The organism is Mycobacteroides sp. LB1 (assembly GCF_013449725.1).
Taxonomy (GTDB): domain Bacteria; phylum Actinomycetota; class Actinomycetes; order Mycobacteriales; family Mycobacteriaceae; genus Mycobacterium.
Map to the genome: position 1 here is coordinate 687,794 of NZ_JACCFF010000001.1, position 18,571 is coordinate 706,364.

General features: G+C 60.9%; 21 protein-coding genes and 1 tRNA gene. 10 read left to right on the forward strand and 12 right to left on the reverse strand.

Going from position 1 to position 18,571, the window contains the following annotated elements; genetic code table 11:
* Window positions 1-100: 100 nt before the first annotated feature.
* The gene (locus tag MLB1_RS03505) at window positions 101-292 is read left to right on the forward strand and encodes a PASTA domain-containing protein (RefSeq protein ID WP_180749671.1); all 192 of its coding nucleotides are present in this window, start codon (window positions 101-103) and stop codon (window positions 290-292) included.
* Between the two features lie 12 nt (window positions 293-304).
* Here MLB1_RS03505 and MLB1_RS03510 read toward each other — a convergent pair whose 3' ends face one another.
* Window positions 305-901: a TetR/AcrR family transcriptional regulator gene (locus MLB1_RS03510; RefSeq protein ID WP_180748318.1), complete on the reverse strand. Its 597-nt coding sequence runs from the start codon at window positions 899-901 to the stop codon at window positions 305-307.
* Between the two features lie 137 nt (window positions 902-1,038).
* Here MLB1_RS03510 and MLB1_RS03515 point away from each other — a divergent pair, with 137 nt between their 5' ends.
* Together MLB1_RS03515 and MLB1_RS03520 are read left to right on the forward strand one after the other, a co-directional pair.
* Window positions 1,039-1,926, forward strand: coding sequence for an SDR family NAD(P)-dependent oxidoreductase (locus tag MLB1_RS03515; RefSeq protein WP_180748319.1), 888 nt, complete (start codon window positions 1,039-1,041; stop codon window positions 1,924-1,926).
* Window positions 1,927-1,947: 21 nt separating this feature from the next.
* Complete coding sequence (locus tag MLB1_RS03520; protein WP_180748320.1) at window positions 1,948-2,400, forward strand: pyrimidine dimer DNA glycosylase/endonuclease V; 453 nt, start codon at window positions 1,948-1,950, stop codon at window positions 2,398-2,400.
* Between the two features lie 6 nt (window positions 2,401-2,406).
* Here MLB1_RS03520 and MLB1_RS03525 read toward each other — a convergent pair whose 3' ends face one another.
* From MLB1_RS03525 to MLB1_RS03535, 3 genes are read right to left on the reverse strand one after another with little or no spacing between them, the layout of a single operon-like run.
* Window positions 2,407-3,324: an SDR family NAD(P)-dependent oxidoreductase gene (locus tag MLB1_RS03525; protein WP_180748321.1), complete on the reverse strand. Its 918-nt coding sequence runs from the start codon at window positions 3,322-3,324 to the stop codon at window positions 2,407-2,409.
* On the reverse strand, window positions 3,317-4,216 hold the full coding sequence (locus tag MLB1_RS03530) for a TIGR03619 family F420-dependent LLM class oxidoreductase (RefSeq protein ID WP_180748322.1): 900 nt from the start codon (window positions 4,214-4,216) through the stop codon (window positions 3,317-3,319). The genes MLB1_RS03525 and MLB1_RS03530 overlap by 8 nt, the downstream gene beginning before the upstream one ends.
* An 11-nt stretch (window positions 4,217-4,227) precedes the next feature.
* Window positions 4,228-5,361 carry a phosphotransferase gene (locus tag MLB1_RS03535; RefSeq protein WP_180748323.1) on the reverse strand — a complete coding sequence of 378 codons (1,134 nt, stop codon included), beginning with the start codon at window positions 5,359-5,361 and terminating at the stop codon, window positions 4,228-4,230.
* Between the two features lie 169 nt (window positions 5,362-5,530).
* On the opposite strand from MLB1_RS03535, the gene MLB1_RS03540 reads away from it, so the two are divergent.
* Together MLB1_RS03540 and MLB1_RS03545 are read left to right on the forward strand one after the other, a co-directional pair.
* Window positions 5,531-5,619: transfer RNA gene (locus MLB1_RS03540), tRNA-Ala, on the forward strand.
* 201 nt (window positions 5,620-5,820) lie between these two features.
* Window positions 5,821-6,225 (forward strand): hypothetical protein, encoded by a 405-nt coding sequence (locus MLB1_RS03545; RefSeq protein WP_180748324.1) that lies wholly within the window; start codon window positions 5,821-5,823, stop codon window positions 6,223-6,225.
* A gap of 38 nt (window positions 6,226-6,263) precedes the next feature.
* Here the strand turns inward: MLB1_RS03545 and MLB1_RS03550 are convergent, their stop codons facing one another.
* Together MLB1_RS03550 and MLB1_RS03555 are read right to left on the reverse strand one after the other, a co-directional pair.
* On the reverse strand, window positions 6,264-7,142 hold the full coding sequence (locus tag MLB1_RS03550; RefSeq protein ID WP_180748325.1) for a P1 family peptidase: 879 nt from the start codon (window positions 7,140-7,142) through the stop codon (window positions 6,264-6,266).
* A gap of 28 nt (window positions 7,143-7,170) precedes the next feature.
* Window positions 7,171-7,914 (reverse strand): NAD-dependent deacylase, encoded by a 744-nt coding sequence (locus MLB1_RS03555; RefSeq protein ID WP_180748326.1) that lies wholly within the window; start codon window positions 7,912-7,914, stop codon window positions 7,171-7,173.
* 108 nt (window positions 7,915-8,022) lie between these two features.
* Here MLB1_RS03555 and MLB1_RS03560 point away from each other — a divergent pair, with 108 nt between their 5' ends.
* Together MLB1_RS03560 and MLB1_RS03565 are read left to right on the forward strand one after the other, a co-directional pair.
* Window positions 8,023-8,937: an MBL fold metallo-hydrolase gene (locus MLB1_RS03560; protein ID WP_180748327.1), complete on the forward strand. Its 915-nt coding sequence runs from the start codon at window positions 8,023-8,025 to the stop codon at window positions 8,935-8,937.
* A gap of 206 nt (window positions 8,938-9,143) precedes the next feature.
* Window positions 9,144-9,668, forward strand: a complete 525-nt coding sequence (locus MLB1_RS03565) for a hypothetical protein (RefSeq protein ID WP_180748328.1) — start codon at window positions 9,144-9,146, stop codon at window positions 9,666-9,668.
* On the opposite strand, the gene MLB1_RS03570 is transcribed toward MLB1_RS03565, so the two are convergent.
* Window positions 9,669-10,139, reverse strand: a complete 471-nt coding sequence (locus MLB1_RS03570; protein ID WP_180748329.1) for a MarR family winged helix-turn-helix transcriptional regulator — start codon at window positions 10,137-10,139, stop codon at window positions 9,669-9,671.
* An 84-nt stretch (window positions 10,140-10,223) separates the two neighbouring features.
* Here MLB1_RS03570 and MLB1_RS03575 point away from each other — a divergent pair, with 84 nt between their 5' ends.
* Together MLB1_RS03575 and MLB1_RS03580 are read left to right on the forward strand one after the other, a co-directional pair.
* The gene (locus tag MLB1_RS03575; RefSeq protein WP_255485578.1) at window positions 10,224-10,880 is read left to right on the forward strand and encodes an MspA family porin; all 657 of its coding nucleotides are present in this window, start codon (window positions 10,224-10,226) and stop codon (window positions 10,878-10,880) included.
* Between the two features lie 9 nt (window positions 10,881-10,889).
* Window positions 10,890-11,210 (forward strand): hypothetical protein, encoded by a 321-nt coding sequence (locus tag MLB1_RS03580; protein WP_180748330.1) that lies wholly within the window; start codon window positions 10,890-10,892, stop codon window positions 11,208-11,210.
* Window positions 11,211-11,237: 27 nt separating this feature from the next.
* Here the strand turns inward: MLB1_RS03580 and MLB1_RS03585 are convergent, their stop codons facing one another.
* Both MLB1_RS03585 and MLB1_RS03590 read right to left on the reverse strand, forming a co-directional pair.
* Window positions 11,238-12,065 (reverse strand): N-acetylmuramoyl-L-alanine amidase-like domain-containing protein, encoded by an 828-nt coding sequence (locus MLB1_RS03585; protein WP_180748331.1) that lies wholly within the window; start codon window positions 12,063-12,065, stop codon window positions 11,238-11,240.
* Window positions 12,066-13,013: 948 nt separating this feature from the next.
* A complete protein-coding gene (locus MLB1_RS03590; protein ID WP_180748332.1) occupies window positions 13,014-15,824 on the reverse strand; it encodes a TrlF family AAA-like ATPase in 2,811 nt (936 codons plus the stop codon).
* Window positions 15,825-15,998: 174 nt separating this feature from the next.
* Between MLB1_RS03590 and MLB1_RS03595 the strand changes: the two genes are divergently transcribed.
* Window positions 15,999-16,934, forward strand: a complete 936-nt coding sequence (locus tag MLB1_RS03595) for an endonuclease/exonuclease/phosphatase family protein (RefSeq protein ID WP_180748333.1) — start codon at window positions 15,999-16,001, stop codon at window positions 16,932-16,934.
* Between the two features lie 143 nt (window positions 16,935-17,077).
* On the opposite strand, the gene MLB1_RS03600 is transcribed toward MLB1_RS03595, so the two are convergent.
* Genes MLB1_RS03600 through MLB1_RS03610 form a run of 3 tightly spaced genes read right to left on the reverse strand, consistent with a single transcriptional unit; the run spans window position 17,078 to window position 18,533 of the window.
* Window positions 17,078-17,599 carry a hypothetical protein gene (locus tag MLB1_RS03600; RefSeq protein ID WP_180748334.1) on the reverse strand — a complete coding sequence of 174 codons (522 nt, stop codon included), beginning with the start codon at window positions 17,597-17,599 and terminating at the stop codon, window positions 17,078-17,080.
* A 1-nt stretch (window position 17,600) separates the two neighbouring features.
* The gene (locus MLB1_RS03605; protein WP_180748335.1) at window positions 17,601-18,005 is read right to left on the reverse strand and encodes a hypothetical protein; all 405 of its coding nucleotides are present in this window, start codon (window positions 18,003-18,005) and stop codon (window positions 17,601-17,603) included.
* Window positions 18,006-18,032: 27 nt separating this feature from the next.
* The gene (locus MLB1_RS03610) at window positions 18,033-18,533 is read right to left on the reverse strand and encodes a hypothetical protein (protein WP_180748336.1); all 501 of its coding nucleotides are present in this window, start codon (window positions 18,531-18,533) and stop codon (window positions 18,033-18,035) included.
* Window positions 18,534-18,571 lie beyond the last annotated feature (38 nt).

Here is an 18,571-nt window from a genome sequence, read left to right on the forward strand (position 1 = left end):
CGTTGCCGCGGGGTTGCTGGCAGGATGCTCAACACCCGCAACTCAAGACGGACCCTCGAGCCCGTCGGCTACGACCGCTGTGACGGTTCAACCGGGCGTCATGCCCAATCTGGTCGGAATGCAATGGACCGACGTAAACCCCATTCTGCGCAAGCTGGGCCGGATCAACGTCAAAACCAATGAGGTTCCGGTGGACGACCCCAACCAGAAGAGCCGCACCGTGTCGCAGGATCCCCCTGCCGGAACACACCTCGAACCGGGCGCCAAGATCACGCTGACCTTCGGGATCTAACGGCGCGCAGGCTCAGTCGAGTATCGCCGGGGGCAGGCTCTTTTTGAGCAAGTCGATGATCCAGTCCGGCGAGATGTCGTCGTCGATCAAACCCTCGATGGCAATCCCCTTGGCCAGAGCCAGAATTGCGCGAGCCAGCACATCCGGCTGCACGGGCAGCGCGACCCCGCTCTCCGCCTCGAGATGTCCGAGCAGAGCGGCGAGGGCCTGCCTGGCCATTTGATCCCTGGCCGCAAGCTGCTGGCGCAGTTCCGGGTTGGCCCGTGCAGACAGCGCGACTTCGGATTTGAGCAGGGCCCAGCGCCGGTCCCCCATCGACTTCGTCAGCCAGGTCTCAAAGCGAGTGAACCGCTCGCGGGGAGCATCGGTCGCCGCGGCAATGATCTCCTGGAATTGCTCTTCGGTGTGGCTGTCCAGAACGGCAAGCGCCAGATCTTCCTTGCTCTTGAAGTTCGAGTACAGGGCACCCCTGCTGAACCCCGCCGCCTCAGCCACCTGATCGGTGGATGTCGCCGCGTAGCCATGCTGCAGGTACAGGTGCGTCGCTGACTCGATCAGCTTGGCACGGGTGCGCTCCTGCGACTCCGTTCGGCTGAGGCGTTTCGGCACCAGGTCAATGTACCGAGCCCCGCACGACCAGCAGGGCCAACACCAGCTCTTGACACGGCCCGACGACCTTGCAATGCTCACCGCATTCAAATACTGACTGTATTTGAATACATACTGCTCACTCACTGAGGAGGGTCATGAGCACATACCTCGAACGTCCGATCGCCGGTTCGCGGATCGTCATCACCGGCGCTACCAATGGCATTGGCAAGGAGATCGCCCGCGTTCTCGTCCGGCGCGGCGCCCTGTTGACGCTGCTGGCCCGGGACCCCGATAAGGCGGCCGAGACCGTCCACGAACTCGCTGCCGAAAACTCGGCACTGTCGGCGCCCGAGTACATACAGGCCGATCTCGCCGACCTCGATTCGGTCCGGGCCGCAGCCGCGGAGATTGTCAGAACGCACCCCCGGATAGACACCCTGGTGAACAACGCAGGCATTCACTCCATGTCGAGCAAGCCCAGCGCCGACGGGTACGACCTGATGACCGCGACCAACCACCTCGGGCCGTTCCTACTGACCAATCTGCTGCTCAACCCGATCACGGCCGCGGACCGGGCACGAATCGTCATCACCGCGTCTGAAGCGCACCGCTCATGGCCACGCATCAACATGGACCGATTCGCAGAGCCCCGCCGATACAACGCGATCGGCTCGGAGATCATGTACGGGCAGTCAAAGCTGATGAACATCCTCTTCACCCAGGAGCTCGCGCGACGCCTCGACAGCACGGGAGTCACGGTCAATTGCTTCTGTCCCGGCATGGTGTCGACCGGGCTGGTACGAGACAGCCGCATCCTCACCACCGCCGCGGGTCTGGCCTCGCGCACACCCTTCGTGCGGCGGCCCGATCAAGGAGCTCGGATGGGCATACGATTGGTCCTCGACGAAGACCTCGCCACGACCACTGGGCAGTTCTTCACCTCCACTCCCGGTCTCGGGGTACTACCTGCCGTGCGAATCCGATCGGATCAAGAGGCCCAACAGGAACTGTGGCGGCGTTCAGGTGAGCTGGTGAATCTGTAAGTCTTCGGGTACAGAGATGACATGCGACTGTGGTCACTGCACCCGGGGAACCTCGATGCCAAGGGGCTCGTTGCGTGCTGGCGGGAAACACTGCTGGCGCAGAAAGTGCTGCAGGGGCGCACGCGCGGATACCGCAATCACCCGCAGCTGGACCGGTTCAAAACATTGGAACAGCCGCTCGACGGAATCGGCGCATACCTGACCGGCCTGGCCGACGAGGCCGACCATCGCGGTTACCGGTTCAACCGGGACCTCATCGGGGTGCCGGCTTCCGTACTCGAACCCTGGATCGATGTTCACCGCGGGCAACTGGCGTATGAGCGATGGCTTCTGGACGCCAAGCTGGCGCAACGAGATTCCGTACCCGGATCGGCTGACAGGGCATTGAGGTTGCGGCCGCATCCGATCTTCCGGGTGATACCCGGCGAGATCGAAAGCTGGGAGAAAATACTGCCCTCGTATCCCACGGCATAGGCGCCGTCACTGCCCGGAAAGCTTGGCCGCATAGAGCTCAAGCTCGTCGCCCACATTGGTGATCGTCTCAGCGCCAATGGTTTCCATCGCAGTGTCGAATTTGTCGCGGACCTCCTCGATGGTGAGCTGCGCCGAGGTCACTCCGTGCGCCTCACCGAGGAATACCCGCGCGAAGCGCCCGCCACCGGCACTGAAACTGAGGCCGGAACACGGCACGTCTTCGGATACCAGGAAGGCCGCGACCGGCGCCACCACCGCGGCCGGAAAGGTGTCACGCAGCCAGCTCAGTGCGGGCTCGGGCATGTTCTCCACCATCCGTGTGAACCCGACGGGAAGCAGCGCATTCACCTTGATGCCATAGGCAGGTCCGGCAAGCCCCAGGTTGGTTGTCATGCCGATCATTCCGGCCTTGGCGGTCGGATAGGTGCAAGCCTCCCCCTGCCCGAACATGCTGCCGGATGAGATGTTCAGGATCCGTCCGTATCCCTGGTCGACCATCGCCTTCCACGCCGGGCGCAGCACATTGAACGGCCCGAGCAATTGTACGCCGAGCACGGTATCCACGTCTTCGTCGGTGAGTTCGGCGAATGTCTTTATCGGCCCGACGATTCCGGCGTTGTTGATGACGATGTCCACCCGTCCCCACACGTCCAGTGCGGTACCGACGATGGCGCGTCCACCGTCTCCCGTCGCGACCGTGTGGGTGTCGGCGATCGCCTCACCACCGAGGGCCGTGATTTCGTGGACCACGGAATTGGCCGGGGAATCGGAGCTGCCCGTGCCGAGAAGCTCATCGGGTGATCCGATGTCGTTGACGACGACCCTGGCGCCGCGGCGGGCGAGCAGCAGCGCGTATTCGCGCCCGAGCCCACCTCCCGCACCGGTGACGATCGCTACCCGCCCGTCGAATCGAATGTCATTCATTGGCTGCTCCCATCGGTTCGATGACTTCACGTGCGAATCGCTCTACGAGCGAGGCTATTTGCGTTGCCGAGAGGTTCGACAACGCAAGCATGGTGGCGTCGATGATCAGTTCGTCCACGCCGGCGGCGGCGAATCGCTGTGCCTGTTGGCGGCGCTCGTCAGGGTTGCCGCTGAACGGCCACGCGTCGACGTCGACGGTCGGATATCCCGCCATGTACCGCACCTGAACCTGTCCCCGTGGGCGTCCGGCCTCGCGGCACGCCTGTTCATAGCGAGAAATCTCCTGGGGCGGTTCGGGGGTGCCGAGCACGATGGGATGCCAGCCGTCGGCGAGTGCAGCACGGCGGATGGCGCGCGGTCCGCCACCGCCGAAATAGACGGGTGGCCCGTTCCTTCCCCCGTGTCCTTTGGGGAACATCCGGACATCGCGATAGCTGGTCCACTGGCCATCGAAGCTTGAGGTGTCGGTGGTCCACAGGTCCTGCCAGACGCGTAGATCTTCGTCGGTCCGCGACCACTTGTCGGCGAAACTAACTCCGAGTGCCTCGAATTCGGGTTCCAGTCGCCCCACCCCGACCGCGACGGCAAGCCGTCCCTCGGCCAGGACGTCGAGCGTTGACAGGTATTTCGCGGTGAACAGTGCCGGTCGGTACGGCGCGACGAGAACACTGGTTCCCAGGGTTACCCGCGTGGTCTTGCCCGCGAGATAGGCCAAGGTGGCGAGTATTTCGGTCAACTCGTCGGGCAGAAAGGGTGTTCCCGCGGGCACGATCACGTGATCGCTCGCCCACACCGAGTGGTACCCGTTGTCCTCCGCGGCACGAGTGATCTCGGCGATCGGACCGGGCGCGGCCAGATGTGAGAAGTGCGGCAGCGCGACACCGAAACGCATGAACTCTCCGATCAGTCGATGAAACGGCGTAGAGCGTCGAAAGAGTCGAGCGCGGTGACTGCCGAGACGGCGCGCTCGACGCCGGTGCGGGCAATATCCCCCGCCTGCAGTCGATCTCCGAAGGCCGCGGTGACGATGGCGGCCACATAGAAATGGGTGGCGGCCGCGCGGTAGAGGTCCCACAGATTGCGACTGTCCAGATCCGGGCCACCCTGCTGAGCGAGGCCGCGCCGGTATTCGTCGAGCAGCTCGCGTTCATGGGACCGCGCGGCGGCGGGTGTCAGCGAGGAGATCAGGAAGTAGGCAACATCCCGTATCGCGGGGCCTTGGGAGGCCACCTGCCAATCGAAGAAGCCGGCGCTGCCGTCCGGATCGAAGAAGGTATTGCCCAGGTGAGTGTCGCCGTGCGTGAGCGTGCCGGACAGACGTCCCCAGAAGGTCTCAACCGCATCGCCGCGTTGATCCAGAACCCGGGCCGCGCGCTGAACATCTTCCGGCACAACGTCAATCGAGCGTTTCAGCGCGACCACCTTCACCTGGTCCGCAATGGCGCGCTGGGCGCTGGAGTTGACGAGGCATCGCAAGTCTCCACCGAAGCGGGGGCTGTTCCAATAGCGCGCATGCAGTGTCGCGAGTGTGGCGAGAACCCTGCCGGCGTCCCGCGGTCCGCAACCGGCACGCACATCGTCGAGTCGGCAGCCACGCGCGGCAAGATCCTCGATGAGCAGGACCCCGCGCCCACGTCGGTGATCCCACTGCGCGACATAGTCTTTCGGGGCAATCCCTGGGAGTTCCGGCAGCACCTTTCGGTACATGTCGATCTCGCGCGCACCGAGCCCGAGAGCGTTCATGAACAGCCGACCAACGAATGCAGTGGGTGCCAATTTGAGAAAAGTCGTCGCCGGGCCGATGCCGGGCGCCCGGTAATCGATGGCCAGGCGGGCACGGCTCGCGGTGCCATGATGCTCGTTGGCGACGTTGACGCGTTCGACGTCCCCTGGTTGCAGTCCGAGTGCCGTCGCGATCCACTCGGGGTGGACATCGCGCGCCACCTTCGGCATGGAGTGGGCGGGAAGCGTGCGGTCCACGACGTACCGGGCAGTCTGGTCGACCAGTGAACCCGCAGCACGGACGGACCCAAACACGCACGCCTCCATCCGGATTCACCTCGACACTGAGTGGAATCCTCGCCTCAATAGATACGTTATCTGAAATAACGCATATGGCGCAAGGGTGGCACACTGGCCGGGACATGATCCCGAAAGGACCACTCGCTAGTGCCCGGCTATGAGCGACAAACGCGCCTCGCTGGTTGGAGCTGTCGCTCGTAGCCGGGCACTTCGATGTGCGCTCTCCACCGCACTCGCAGTATGGGGGTCGGGGGTTCGAATCCCCTAGCTCCAGATCGATGGACCGATAGCAGGAAGTTCGAACCCTAACTCGTCCGGGATGCTTAGGAAACGAACAGATGGCGATGCCTGGAACACGGCGAATTGATCATGAGTATGTGATCGAATCTGCTCATGCAGCCGCTAATCACAGCTCTCATAACACTTGGTAGCGCGTTCATCGGCTCTTCGCTGACATTCTTGTACCAGCGATATTTGGCGAACGAGGCCAGAGTAAATGATAGGCAGAAGGAGCGGCGGAAGGAACTCGCCGATGCGGTGGCCGCATTCGCCGCCAACGCCACGAGTCAATGGCATGAGGAATACAACCGGTCGATCACCAGGTTCGACGCCGCTGTGACCGACCGAGGCTCGATTCGACAGCAGACGCGCCTTGCCCGGTCAGAAACCCGCACTGCCTACTACCTCATCCGAGTCTTCGCCGACCAGGAGAAGGATAAGGATCTCGTCGACAGCGCAAGACAAGTCAAGGATCGATTGCAAACGATCACTTCCGACGCCAACACGACTGACGATGTCAGAAGTCTCGATAAACATGCTGAGGAAGCTCTTGATGGGTTCATCGAGAAGGCGAACCGAAGGCTTCGCGAAGACAGATAGCCACCTGCCGGCCCGCAGCTCAGCCTAAGAGCCTCCCCTTAGCCCTCGCCCGATCGAATCGCGCGCGCCACGGCGTCCAAGGCCATCAACCGCACCACATCGACATGAGCGGGTACCTGCCCCGTCGCGGCGGCGACGAAGGCATCTCCGTCAAATCGTGTGTGCGGTGGTGTGATTGCCCGAGATAGCCCGTCGTGCGCACCCTGGCTGACGATATGGCAGCCCACCTTGTCCAGCTGCGCGTTGGTGATGACGACACCGATCGTGGTGTGCTGACGCGAATCGCCGAAACCGAAAACCTCGGACAATGCCGCCACCGGATCCAGCGACACGTCCTCGCCACCCTGGTCGATATCGCCGTAGGCGTTGACGGCCACCAACGCGCCGACGATCACCCCCTGGGCAGCTACCTCGGCATAACGAATACCGCCATGCCGCCGTCCGTCCGGGCCTCGCCAGTGTGAGGTGTAGGCGCCGGTACCCGCGCCAACTCGTCCGACCTCGAAGTGCTGCCCGTCGACCGATGCACGTGCCGCCGCGTATCCGTCCTCTGCCGTCGGCCGGACCGAGGCTTCTCCCACCGCCAGATCGAAGAGGGCGAGCGCGGGGATCACCGGGACCAGTCCGCCCGGTGTCGATACTCCCCTGCCCGACTCCTCGAAGAACCGCATGGCGCCGTCGGCAGACGCGAGCCCGAATGCGGAGCCGCCGGTCAGCACCACCGCGTCGATCGCGACGACAGACTTGTCCGGAGCCAAAGCGGCGAGCTCGCGCGAGGCTGGCGCGCCACCGCGCACCTCACACGAGGCGCAGGTGCCCGGCGGTAGGGAAACGACGGTGCAGCCGGTCTCCGCGGCCTCGTTGGTCCAGTGCCCAACGCCGACCCCGGGGATGCCGATGCTTCGCGTGTTTCCCATACGGGCCAACGGTACTCAGACCCTGCCCCTAGAGAGACAGCGCATCCACGAGTGCAGGCAGAGCAGTGGCCGCGGTGGCCCGCCAGACGAGATCGGCGCGGTCGGACAGGTCCGTCTCATGCGGGTTGATCTCGACAACCGTTGCCCCGCGACTCAATGCCAGTTGCGGGAGTCCGGCAGCCGGGTACACGATGCCGGAGGTTCCGATGAGCAGCATCAGCTCGCAGTTCTGCGCATGCGCGACGGCATGACCGAATTCAACCTCGGGCAGCATCTCGCCGAACCACACGATGCTGGGACGAACCTTTCCGCCACAGTCGCACTCGGGCGGCGCCACCCGCTCGGACTCGGGGGCGGCGACCGTCACGTCGTATCCGGTTTCGCAGGTATCGCAATGCGATTTGAGCAGGCTGCCGTGGACGTGCACGACCTCGGTGCTGCCAGCGCGTTCATGGAGGTCGTCAACGTTCTGGGTGACGATCCGAATGTCGCGGTGAGATCCCCACTGCGCCAACGCGCGATGACCGTCGTTGGGCTGCACGGCCATCAGCTGGATGCGCCGATTCTGGTACCACGCCCACACCAGACCCGGATCCTCGTTCCAGGCCTCCGGCGTCGCCAGCGTCATGGGGTCGTACTTCGACCACAGTCCCGTCTGGGCATCACGGAAGGTGGGCAACCCGCTCTCGGCGGACATGCCTGCGCCGGTAAGCACCGCTACGGCGCGCGCCTTCGACGCGGCGGCAACAAGCTCCTCGGGTACGTGTGTCACACCGTCTTTCTTACTACGGACTACGGACTTCCAAGGGTTCGCATCGCTGTCCGGGCCGCCAGGCTGATCTTGATAGGAAACGCAGCCGAACAGTCAGCAGGAGAAATCATGACCTTGGACAACACCACTCATCTCGGCGGCCTCGGGGTCGACGAGCTGGTTCCGTCGCGCTACGCGGTGGATGTCGGCGATATCGAGGTGCTGGTGATCAGCGACGGGGTACTGCCAATAACTGCGTCGACGTTGGCCACCAACGTCGATCCGACCGAACTGGCGGTCTGGCTGGACGGCATGTTCCTGCCGCCCGATGTGGTGGACTGGCCGCTGAATGTGGTCGTGGTGCGCAGCGGCGACCGGACCATACTCGTCGACGCCGGACTGGGGCTGGAGTTCCCGGACTTCCCGAAGGCAGGGCAGACGGCCGCGCGATTAGAGGCCGCCGGTGTCGATGTCGCCTCCGTGACCGACGTGGTGCTCACCCACATGCATATGGACCACGTCGGCGGGCTGCTCACCGAAGGGCTGAAGGCGCGGCTGCATCCGGACTTGCGGGTCCACGCCGCAACCGCAGAGGCCGAGTTCTGGGAGGCACCCGATTTCTCCCACGCCACCATGCCGGGGCCAATTCCGGATGTGCTTCGCAGGGTCGCTACGCAGTTCTTGAACGAGTACCGCGGCCAGCTGCGGACATTTGAGACGGAGTACGAGGTGGCTCCGGGAGTTCTCATCTCTCGCACCGGCGGCCACACCCCCGGACACAGCGTGGTCCGCCTTGAGTCACGCGGGGAGAAGCTGACGTTCGCCGGCGATGCGGTGTTCGCGCCCGGGTTCGATAATCCCGAGTGGCACAACGGCTTTGAGCACGATCCTGAGGAGGCGGCTCGCGTGCGGATCCGTCTTTTGCGGGAGCTGGCGGCGACCGGCGAGGCGATGGTTGCCACCCACCTGCCGTTCCCGTCCGTCTGCCATGTGGCCACCGCCGGCAACACCTTCCGGTGTGCACCGGCCACCTGGGACTACTGACCGCTAGTTCAGTGGGAACTAACGAGACCACCGCGGCGTGTGAACCACGCCGCGGTGGTCTTTTCAGGTAGTGCACTACTCGTGCCCACGGTCTCCGTTAGCCGATACCGTCGTGTCACCAACGTTCGGCCGAACAAGAGAACCGGTCTATGGCAATGGCCCTGCGCTGGAATGACATTCATCCGGCTACGAAAGGCGCGTGCACCATGGTCCTCATTCCGAATTTCGAAAGTCAGTCGCACTTCTTTACCCCGGCGGCGTTGGCAGTCAACGAGCAACAACCGACGTCGATCGCCGATCAGCGCTTCGTCTTCCAGACAAATGGCGTCGCCATCGTCAACATGCCGGGCCAGACCAACGTGGATTGGTCGCGAAATCAAGCGTTGATCTCCCCGAACATGAGCGATGCGTTCAAGGCGATCACCACACGGCACAACATCCCGATACCAGCCGGGACCTTCCCGTGGTTCCAGGTGGACAGCGCCATTCCCTTCGCCACCCTGAGTTCGATCTTCGATCGGCATGAGGCGATAGACGCAGGATTCGCTGTTGACCGTTGGCGTTTCAGGACACGGACCGGCATCGGACTGCAACCCGGACAGGCGATCCAAAGTCTGTTCGACGGCCTGCTCGTGGATTTGGCCGTACGTGACAGTGATGCAGTACTCCACCGAATCAGTTACCACATCACTGTGCAGGGCAGAATCCGGTTCGTCACCGGCCTCACGTGATCAATCCCGGTCGACCCCGGTGCCCCCGGACGCCGCCAAGAAAGCCTTTTCGAGCAGCACAAACAGTTCACATCGCTGCGTTGCACTCAAGGCAGACAGCACGCGGGTCTCTGCATCTCTGAGCACTTCGACCATCTCGGCGTTCCGGCGCTTTCCGAGCGGAGTCATCACCACATCGTGGCGGCGGCGGTCCTCCGGGGACCGCTGACGCTCAACGAAGCCAATGGCTTCCAGATCGTTCAGCAGCCCAACCATGGTGGTCTTGTCCACCCGCAAGGCTTCGGCGAGATCTGCCTGAGACTGCGTGCCAGCCGCATCCAAGACGTTGAGCGCCCCCATATGAAGCAGCCGCAGTGCGTGCTTACCCAGTTCGGCATCCACTTCGACATGCATTCGTCGCAGGAGGATCTCGAACAGGGGCCCGAACAACCCCGGTGGCCTGGGGTAATCATCCGGTGGGAACTCACTCATAGCCCCAATAGTACATCTATGCAGATCATCTGTTTTAATCAAATCGTTAGTTCTAATCAAACGATTTGATAGGAGGTACCCATTATGAGCAGCGCGAAGCGTTCCGGTTTGGTCGCCGGAGCGGCCGTGATGGCGATCGCATGCGCCCTCGCAACATCGGCAACCAGCTGGGCCGCCCCCGTCGAGATGGCTCCGCAATCCAGCCAACGCACAACCTTCGACGGCTGGCACCTGTCGGTTGCCCTCTCGGGCGAGGTAATCAATGCGGTCCCAAATCTGGCCGGCGCGCAGAACTCTCGCGAGGCGTTCATGACGCTGTCCGCGCAGGCGAACATCGGCGGCAGCGGCGGCAATCCCGTCACCGCAGCCAACTTCGTCGCGGGCTACCAAGTCGGTTGCCAGATCGATGTGTCACAGGGTCTTCAGATCGGCGGCACTGGCCAGTTGGCGGGATCGGTCGGGGCGACCATCAGCGGCCAGCCGGGAGTGCAGGTGGGCGGCACCGGGGCGATCGGCGGCTTCGTGCAGACCGACCTGCAGCCGGGCGTGATCACCACCGTCGCGATGGGCACTATGCCGGTGACGGCAGGCGTAGGGCGCCTGGATATGCAAGACGTCCACTTGAAAGTGGACGCCTGCGGCGGACCGGTGACGGTGCGCTCCTACGCGACATTCGCGGTCGCCAGTGCGGTTCAACAAACGCAATTGTCCGTGTACGGCGATCCGTACGTCCTGAACTAGGAGCGATACATGTTTCTGTTCAACATAATCCGCCGAACTGGAGGCGTCTCGCTGCTACTGGCCGCCGCCCTGGCACTGTCCGCGGGTACGGGTGTGGCAAGGGCCAACCCCGGCCCGATCACACCCCCGCCCCCGCCGGTGATCGGACCGTTGCAGTACGGGCCACCGGGATACCCGGCGACAATCGGAATTCCACTGCTGCCCTCAGGACGCTCGGGCGTATCTGTATCGGCCGACACCCTGAGCCCCGCAGCACCTGCCCCAGCCAACGCTTCCCGCGGGATCTCTGGAGTACAGACGTCGGCCGATTCCTTGAGCCCCGCTCCTTAGTCAGAGGCAATCGCCGGTGCGCGCGCTTCATCGAGTCGGCCGTAGTACGACAATTCCCGGGACCGTGCCCAGATACTCCCCCAGTGGCGTGTCGACGACTTGGTTGTTCGCCCGCAATGACGAGGCATTGCGCAGTACCGGCCCGCTCGGCGTGTGGAGGAAAATTCCTACATGCGTGACGTCGAGCCCGCCGGCCGTGGCGTAGGCACCGAGGTAGTCACCGTCGTGAAGATTTGCGATGACACCACCCGACACACGGGCACTCGGTAAATAGACAACCGTGCGCGGCCGCGGCGGAAGCCCAGGCAGATAGCTGCCGCCGGAATCCTTCAGGTTGAGCGTCTTGGCGACCTGCTCCACAGGTGCCCCGAGGCTAGCTGTCACATCGGTGGCGTTGGTGGGCGTATCGGCGGCCCAATCGGTGAAGAAGTGGCGGCGCTGCGTGAAGTTGACATCGCCCCCGCGATAACGGATCTGGGTCAGTTGGGCGATGAAATCGGTGCTGTTACTCGACCGCTTCAGCGCTTCGACATAGTCGGCGTATGTGAAGCAGTCCACGCGGGAGAGTTCTACGACCAACTGCTCGGGGATGGAAGCGGATCCAATCAGGGTGTCAGCGCCGTATGGCACACGCAGAAAAAGGGCCGATACCGCGGCACTCAGCTGCGCGGGATTCTCCGCCGCAAGGCGGTTGCGCTCAGTGAGCAGCCCTTGGAGCCGGCGTTCGTTATCCGGACTCATATGCACGGTGTCGGCCGAGGAAACTGGAGATGCGCACAGCGCACAGATCAATACAAGCAGCGCGAACAGGCCGTGGCGAAGTTGTTTCAGAGCCCGGTGCGTCGTCGTGTTCATGACCTGATGCCCTTTCACATGGCTCGCCCATCCGAATTCCGGTAGTGCATTGTTCATCCCACGGTCCCGGATAGCCCATCATCGCACAAGCAACGTCCAGCCCAGCGAGACAAAACAGCGCTGCTAGCAGCAATAGTCCTGCGCAGGAATCGATTTGACGGCTCCTGCGGAAGCCCCACGCGTCGTCAAGAGGGCAAGTCGAGCGAACCCCGAGTCAGGGCCTCGGGATGGCGCCTCCAAGAGCAGGGGTGGATGTCCGGTAGGGACCAACCAGACACGCACACGTCGCACATGTGCCGAAGGGCCGGGGTGTGGAGTAGTCCTTGGTATTCATCGGATCGCAGTTAACGAACGTGCGACGGGTACGCCGTTGCGAGTACGGCTCCCGTTGTAAGCCTCTTGCTAATCCGGTGGCTGATCTTGCTTCACCGCGGCCCTCGCGTGCTGCGCCGTATCTGTGGCTGCTGTACCGCAGGGTGTTGTGACGCAGTGGCTTCTCCGAAGGGCTCGCTGGGAGCGCAAGAACATCTCGGCGGTTACGTCCGTGCGCACTCAACCCGGGCAACAAAAAATCCCAGGTCATTGACCTGGGATTATTGTGGAGCTGCTGAACCGTTACTCGAAACCTGTGTACCAGGGGGAACGGCTACGGCAGTTGGTGGAAATGGTGAAAAAATCGGCGAACCTGCAGGCCAGGAAGCCTGCCGCACTCCCCCGGGCTTGTCGACTAGATCGCAGGCTGTCCGCTGAGACGATCACCGAGCTAGTTCAGGCCTACCAAAACGGCGTCGGGACCCCGACACTGCGCCGTCGCTACAACCTCAGCCAAGGCAGCGTTCTCAAGCTGCTACGAGAGCACGGAGTCGAGATGCGGGCCAACGGCACGAACCAGCATAGTTAGCAGCATGACTGACTTCTACGCTGCTGTTCAATATCCCTTGCGCCAATTCAACGATCAGAGCGGATCTTGTACTTCTCTCGCCGTTTCTGGAATGCATCTTCCCCACCATCGAGAATCTCGCAGGCATGCTCGCGGATGCCGCAGCGTCCAAGCGTGGTGGCACTTGACTTATTTAGTGGCTGGGAGTGTTCCAGTGCACCACTGAAGTACTCGAAGGTGCGCCCGTCCTTGTTCTTACGGTCGTCGCCGTGACGGTTCGCCACGATGACCTGCTCGGAGTCAGCTCCGATTACCAGGTTCGCATTGTGGCTGACCATTATTATCTGACGTTCCTTCTTGCGCTCCGTCAGGTACGGCACGATGGTGTCGTAGATCGAGCGGCTGTCGAGATCATCTTCGGGTTGGTCTATTAGAAGGGGCCATGGCTCCTGCGTCTCGTTGAGGATCAGCGTGAGCGCGAACAGCGCTTGCTTTCCGGGTGTCATTGATGACCTCGTGAAGCCGCCAATGTGGTCGGCATCTAATTCAGCAGAGAAGCGCACTTCCTTTGTCACCGTCAGAACATCGGCTGCTACTGATCTTGGTTCGTAGTTCTTGTTCAGTGTTATCTTGCCGTCGCACAGTGCTTTCAGGAACTTGCTTGGATTGGCCTGAGCATCTTCATAAGATACTAAGTCACCCTTGTTCTTGATGTAGTCGTTGGTGTTTCGCTGATTGAAGCCCATGGAAGCGTGCTCCACCGTGCCACTCGGGACATCCGTTTCGATACCGAACTTAAGGTCGGTGAGAACTCGTTCGTCTGCATTGAACGTCTCCCCCAGTGTCACCAGGGCAGCGTCCCGGTCGGCGATACCCTTCACAATCGCCGCAACTGCCGCCCTTTGGTCGGCTAGCAGCCTCTCCCGAGCCTTCTCGCCTCTAGCGATCTCGTCCAGGCCAGTCACCTGCTTCTTGTGTTCGACAACGACACTCGAAAGCTCCTCATTCGCTTCATGTTTCGTGATGAGTGCCTCATTTTCCGCCTTGATGGATCGAATCCCACCCTGGAGCGATATGCGCTCGGCAATGAGCGCGGCTACTGAGTCGACCAACGTAGCCTCGACCTTGGCAGCAAGATCCTTCGTAGTATCGGCCTTAATGGCCTCGATGCGCATAGATACATCCTCTGGTATCTCGGCCGAGGAGGGACGTACTGTGACGGCCACCTGAACCGTCTGCCGGATGATCACACCAGCGGAATCACTCTCTGGCAGAGCGACATACGAAGACAACTGATCGAGCTCAACCGATATCTCTTTCAGACGATCCGCCTTGCTGTCGAGCTGTCTGGCAACCTCTTGATACTTGGCAACCTCGTCATCAGTAAGACTTGCTGCTGTTTTGATCCGATCGATCTCTGTTTGGAGACGATCCCGCTCCGCGGTAATGGCTGCCTTATCGCCTAAGTCCCTAATCTCTTGGTTTCGCTCCTGGATCCGATCGGCGGCTCCAAACCATTCATCAACTGCGGTCTTGATCTCGGTGTTCGAAATCGCGATCTTGCCTATAGCACTGTCGTAGGCGGTCTTGACTGCCGCATAGGTTCTAAACAGTGCTGGCGCAATCTTCTTGGTGATCTCGTCTGGGTGCTCGCTAAGCTTGTAGAGGGAATTCTGCGGTATATAGATGACCCTGCCCGCCGTGTCGCCACCGGACTCCCAGTCCACCTCGCAGGTCACGTCTGCCACGCCATCCCAAGAGAACCCTGCAGCTGGTCCGACATGGCTCGCTGTCTCCTTTTGAATGCGGACGGTCTCGACAGGATCGACCGCATAAGCGACGAACGCAAGTAGCGCGGACTTACCGGAGGACCGACTTCCTATGATCGCGTTGAGGTTACGGTTGAAGAGAACTTCAGTCGGGAATGCATCTGTACCCGAGAACCTCACCTTCGAGATGACTTTGTACGGCTCCTTCTGATCAGGTTCAGCGGCTTGCATTACTACCCGATCAGATGGCTCGATCAGTGTCTGAAGAAGCCCCTCGTATGTTGGATCAGCTTTGATCCAAGTGATACTCCGTTGACTTCCGCCGGCCGTTACCTGCTTGCCGAGCCCGGTCTTGAGTTCATCGAAGGCGTGTGCGTCGCATCCGTCGAAAACCGGCTTCGGCGCAACCAAATCCTCATTCTCGAGCCGATCCATGCCAAGGAAGTAGTCACGTGATCCACTGTTTGCGAAAAAAGCATCCGAAAACTTGTCGATCTCATCGGTTAGAAGCTTCTTGCGCTGGACCCCGTTGCCTCCAGGCCGAACGCCATCGCCCTTGGCCGAGGCAATGACGAGCAGGTGCTCCTGACGAACCGAAGGAACGATCGCATGTTCTCCGAAGGTGGTCCTGATTGCCGCATTGATGGCATCCAGTGACACTGTCGCGCTCTCAAAATCTTGCTTGCTATCGAGGTCAGCGCAGGTCACCGTCTTGCGGCTCGTGCCCGCGGTTGCTGCCGTCTTCAGACAACCAAGAAACTTGGATGCCTCACGTCGGGTCAACGTCGGGCGAAGGATGAGATGGAGGTTGACTTCCTGCGCTTCTTTGTTCACTGCCAAGGGAAGCCGAAGTTCCAGATTCGGCAGAAGCAGCTTGTTGTCGTCAGGGTAGAGTTCGGCGTACTTGTCCTTGACGGCAAAGAAGCAATCGAGCGAGAAGTAATCGGCGATCGCCGCGACGGATACGTCGGAGTCGTGCAAGATCTGGCAGAACTGTTCAAGGTCAGGATGGCCATCCTTTCGCGCGTAGCCGTCGTTGATCGTCGTGCCCGGCGAGTGCAGGTGAAGATCCCACTTGCGCCATTCAGATCCACGCGCGTACTTGTTCACGCTCAGCTCCCCACTGCTATCGAATCAAGTATCTGCGCGAAGCATGCCATCAGGGCCTGACAAAATTGGCCGAATGCCTTGTGCAGACCAAACGGTGAGAGGCACCCCATACCTCTTGCAAAATCGAAGGCTAGTTTCGCCTCGTGGCAGCTCGTCCTGTGCTGCGATATCCTCATGGCTGCCGTGCCGCAGGATGTCGTTGCGCAGCGCACTGCGCTGCGTAGTGCGGTCGCCGACACGATCGCGCCGCTCACCGATACCAACCTGATCATCGGCACGTGGAATCTGCGGGCTTTTGGTGGCCTGAGCCCAACCTGGCAGGCCGGGGCCGGCGATTCACCTAAGCGTGATTGGCGGGCAGTCACTTTCATCGCTGAAGTGATCCGGCGCTGCGATGTCGTGGCGCTGCAGGAAATCCGCCGCGATCCCACTGCTTTGCGTTTTCTGCTGGAAACTCTGGGGCCTGGATGGCGGGTCATCGTCTCCGATGTCACCGAAGGTGACGCGGGGAATGGCGAACGGTTGGCTTTCGTCTACAACACCGAACGGGTTCAACCGTCGGGGCTCGTGGGTGAACTGGTGCTCCCCGAAGTCAGCGATCAGCCGGTGCGCCAGTTCGCGCGCTCGCCATACGCGGCCAGCTTTGAGCGCGCGGGTACCGAATTCATCCTGACCACTGTTCACGTGCTCTGGGGCGATGCGCCCGAGGATCGGCTGCCAGAATTGACAGCGTTCGCGCAGTGGATGCTGGCCTGGGCTAAACGCAAATCCGATTGGAACACCAACCTGTTGGTGCTCGGTGACTTCAACCTCGACCGCATGGGCGATCCGTTGTTCGATGCGTTCTTGTCGACCGGCCTGTGGCCACCGGCACAACTCAATGATGTCCGCCGCACCATCTTTGACAACGACCACACCCGCCACTTCTACGACCAGATCGCCTGGTTCTCCACGCCCGCGGGCACCCAACTCCTGCAGTCGCTGACCTACACCAAACGCGCCGGATCGTTCGACTTCGTGCCGCACTGCTATCCCAACCTCACCAAAAACGAACTGTCGTGGCGCATCTCCGACCACTACCCGCTGTGGGCTGAGTTCACGGTTGGGTAACTCCAGCCGACCCGGCATAGTTCAGCGTTCACGCTCGGGCGCGGTTGGAGCCGGAGGCGAAACAGTCGACAGGAAGCCAGTCGTATCGGACGACCGAATAACAACTGCAGGGGACGATCGGCTGAGTGCGGCGGCATCACCGTCTAGCGAATTACGCCAAACAAAAGAAGAATTCCTACCGCAGTATTAAACATGACGATCCCAACTCCGGTCGGTGACAATCGAAGCTTGTAGCGTGCCCGGTATTTTGTCGGATCAGCTCTCGTCAGCAACACGACAATTCCGATTGTGCCAACCGCCACAGCAAAAAGCAGGAAAGCAAACACGTGAGTAGACAAGTTGGCCATGCTTAGCAATAACGGGGCGATAAGCGCAGGAAAGGACACGACTACCGTTACGGAGTCCTTCTCGATCGCGTACTCATTCCGGATGCCCTGCGCGGTGAGACCCTCGATGCGCAGATCGTTGACAGTGGTTCCTGCCAAAATTTTTCCGCCGATTTGTCCATCGTCTTTCTTGATGTGGAACTGGCCGAGCTTCTTGCCCAGAAGGTCATTGATCTTCTGGTCAGCGCGGCCGGATAAAATCGAGCCTACCCATGCACTCGCAAATTGCAGGAGAGCCGAACTGAAAAAGGGTAGCGCAACTACCCAGTGCATGGTCATTCTAGGCCCTATTTCTCATCAGACATTGAAAACTCGACGGCGTGAGCGCCCCCGAAATGCTTGGCGCAAAGCCGTCAAACTCGTATTGATACGTCGTATCTACCGCATGAGTGGATGAGAAACACGCGGCACCGGAATGCTGGATGTCGAAATGGACCGTTTTCTTAACTCCGGCTACAACCTCTTCGAGCGAAAAGGTTGCATATTCGATTCTAAGGCCTCCATTTGGGTGGTTCATGACGAGTGAACCACCGGCATCCGCGGCGTTGTAGACGCCAATTCGTACACTCCGCATCGCTGTCACGCCTACCGACACCACCTGGTCTACCCGGTCCTCAGCGCCGTCGTAACTCACCCCCAGCTGAATCTTAAATGGTGTGGGCTTGCTGAAGAATTTCCTGATCATCGGCTATGATCCTATTCGCTGGGTAAATCAACCCTCGTGACGGTATGAGATCAACTCAAGTGCATTTCTGCCTATTGCGGAAGATGCAGAGGTCTTGATTGCAGCTCTAAGCGTCTCAACGTCGAACGTCTTCGTAATAAAGCCGATTTCACCCAGACTCTCATTGGTGGATTCACTAGAAATCGCCTTCCGCGACCACAAGAAAAGCCTATCGGGAACCCGCATTGTCATTGACTCTAATTCATCGCCGTGGAGACCTACGAATCTTTGGAGTTCGTACAAATCAATTCCATCTATGACTCTATTGCCAGGTAAGTACGCCTCGATTGCCACATTGCCGGGTTCGGCCACGGTCTCGAAAAATCCCACAAGTGCTCTTAGCCCATCTTCGTGGCAGGTCCAGGCGGCTGAGACGAATTCATCTTCAAAATGACTGGCGTAGTACTCGCCGTCGCCGCCTTCAGCGAGGTAGTCATCAGAAGATGGGTCTTGAACAAATTGAAGTTCGCTCATGCCGTAGATCGTCATGGGACCCTCTCCCAACATACTGCTAATAACGGAATCAG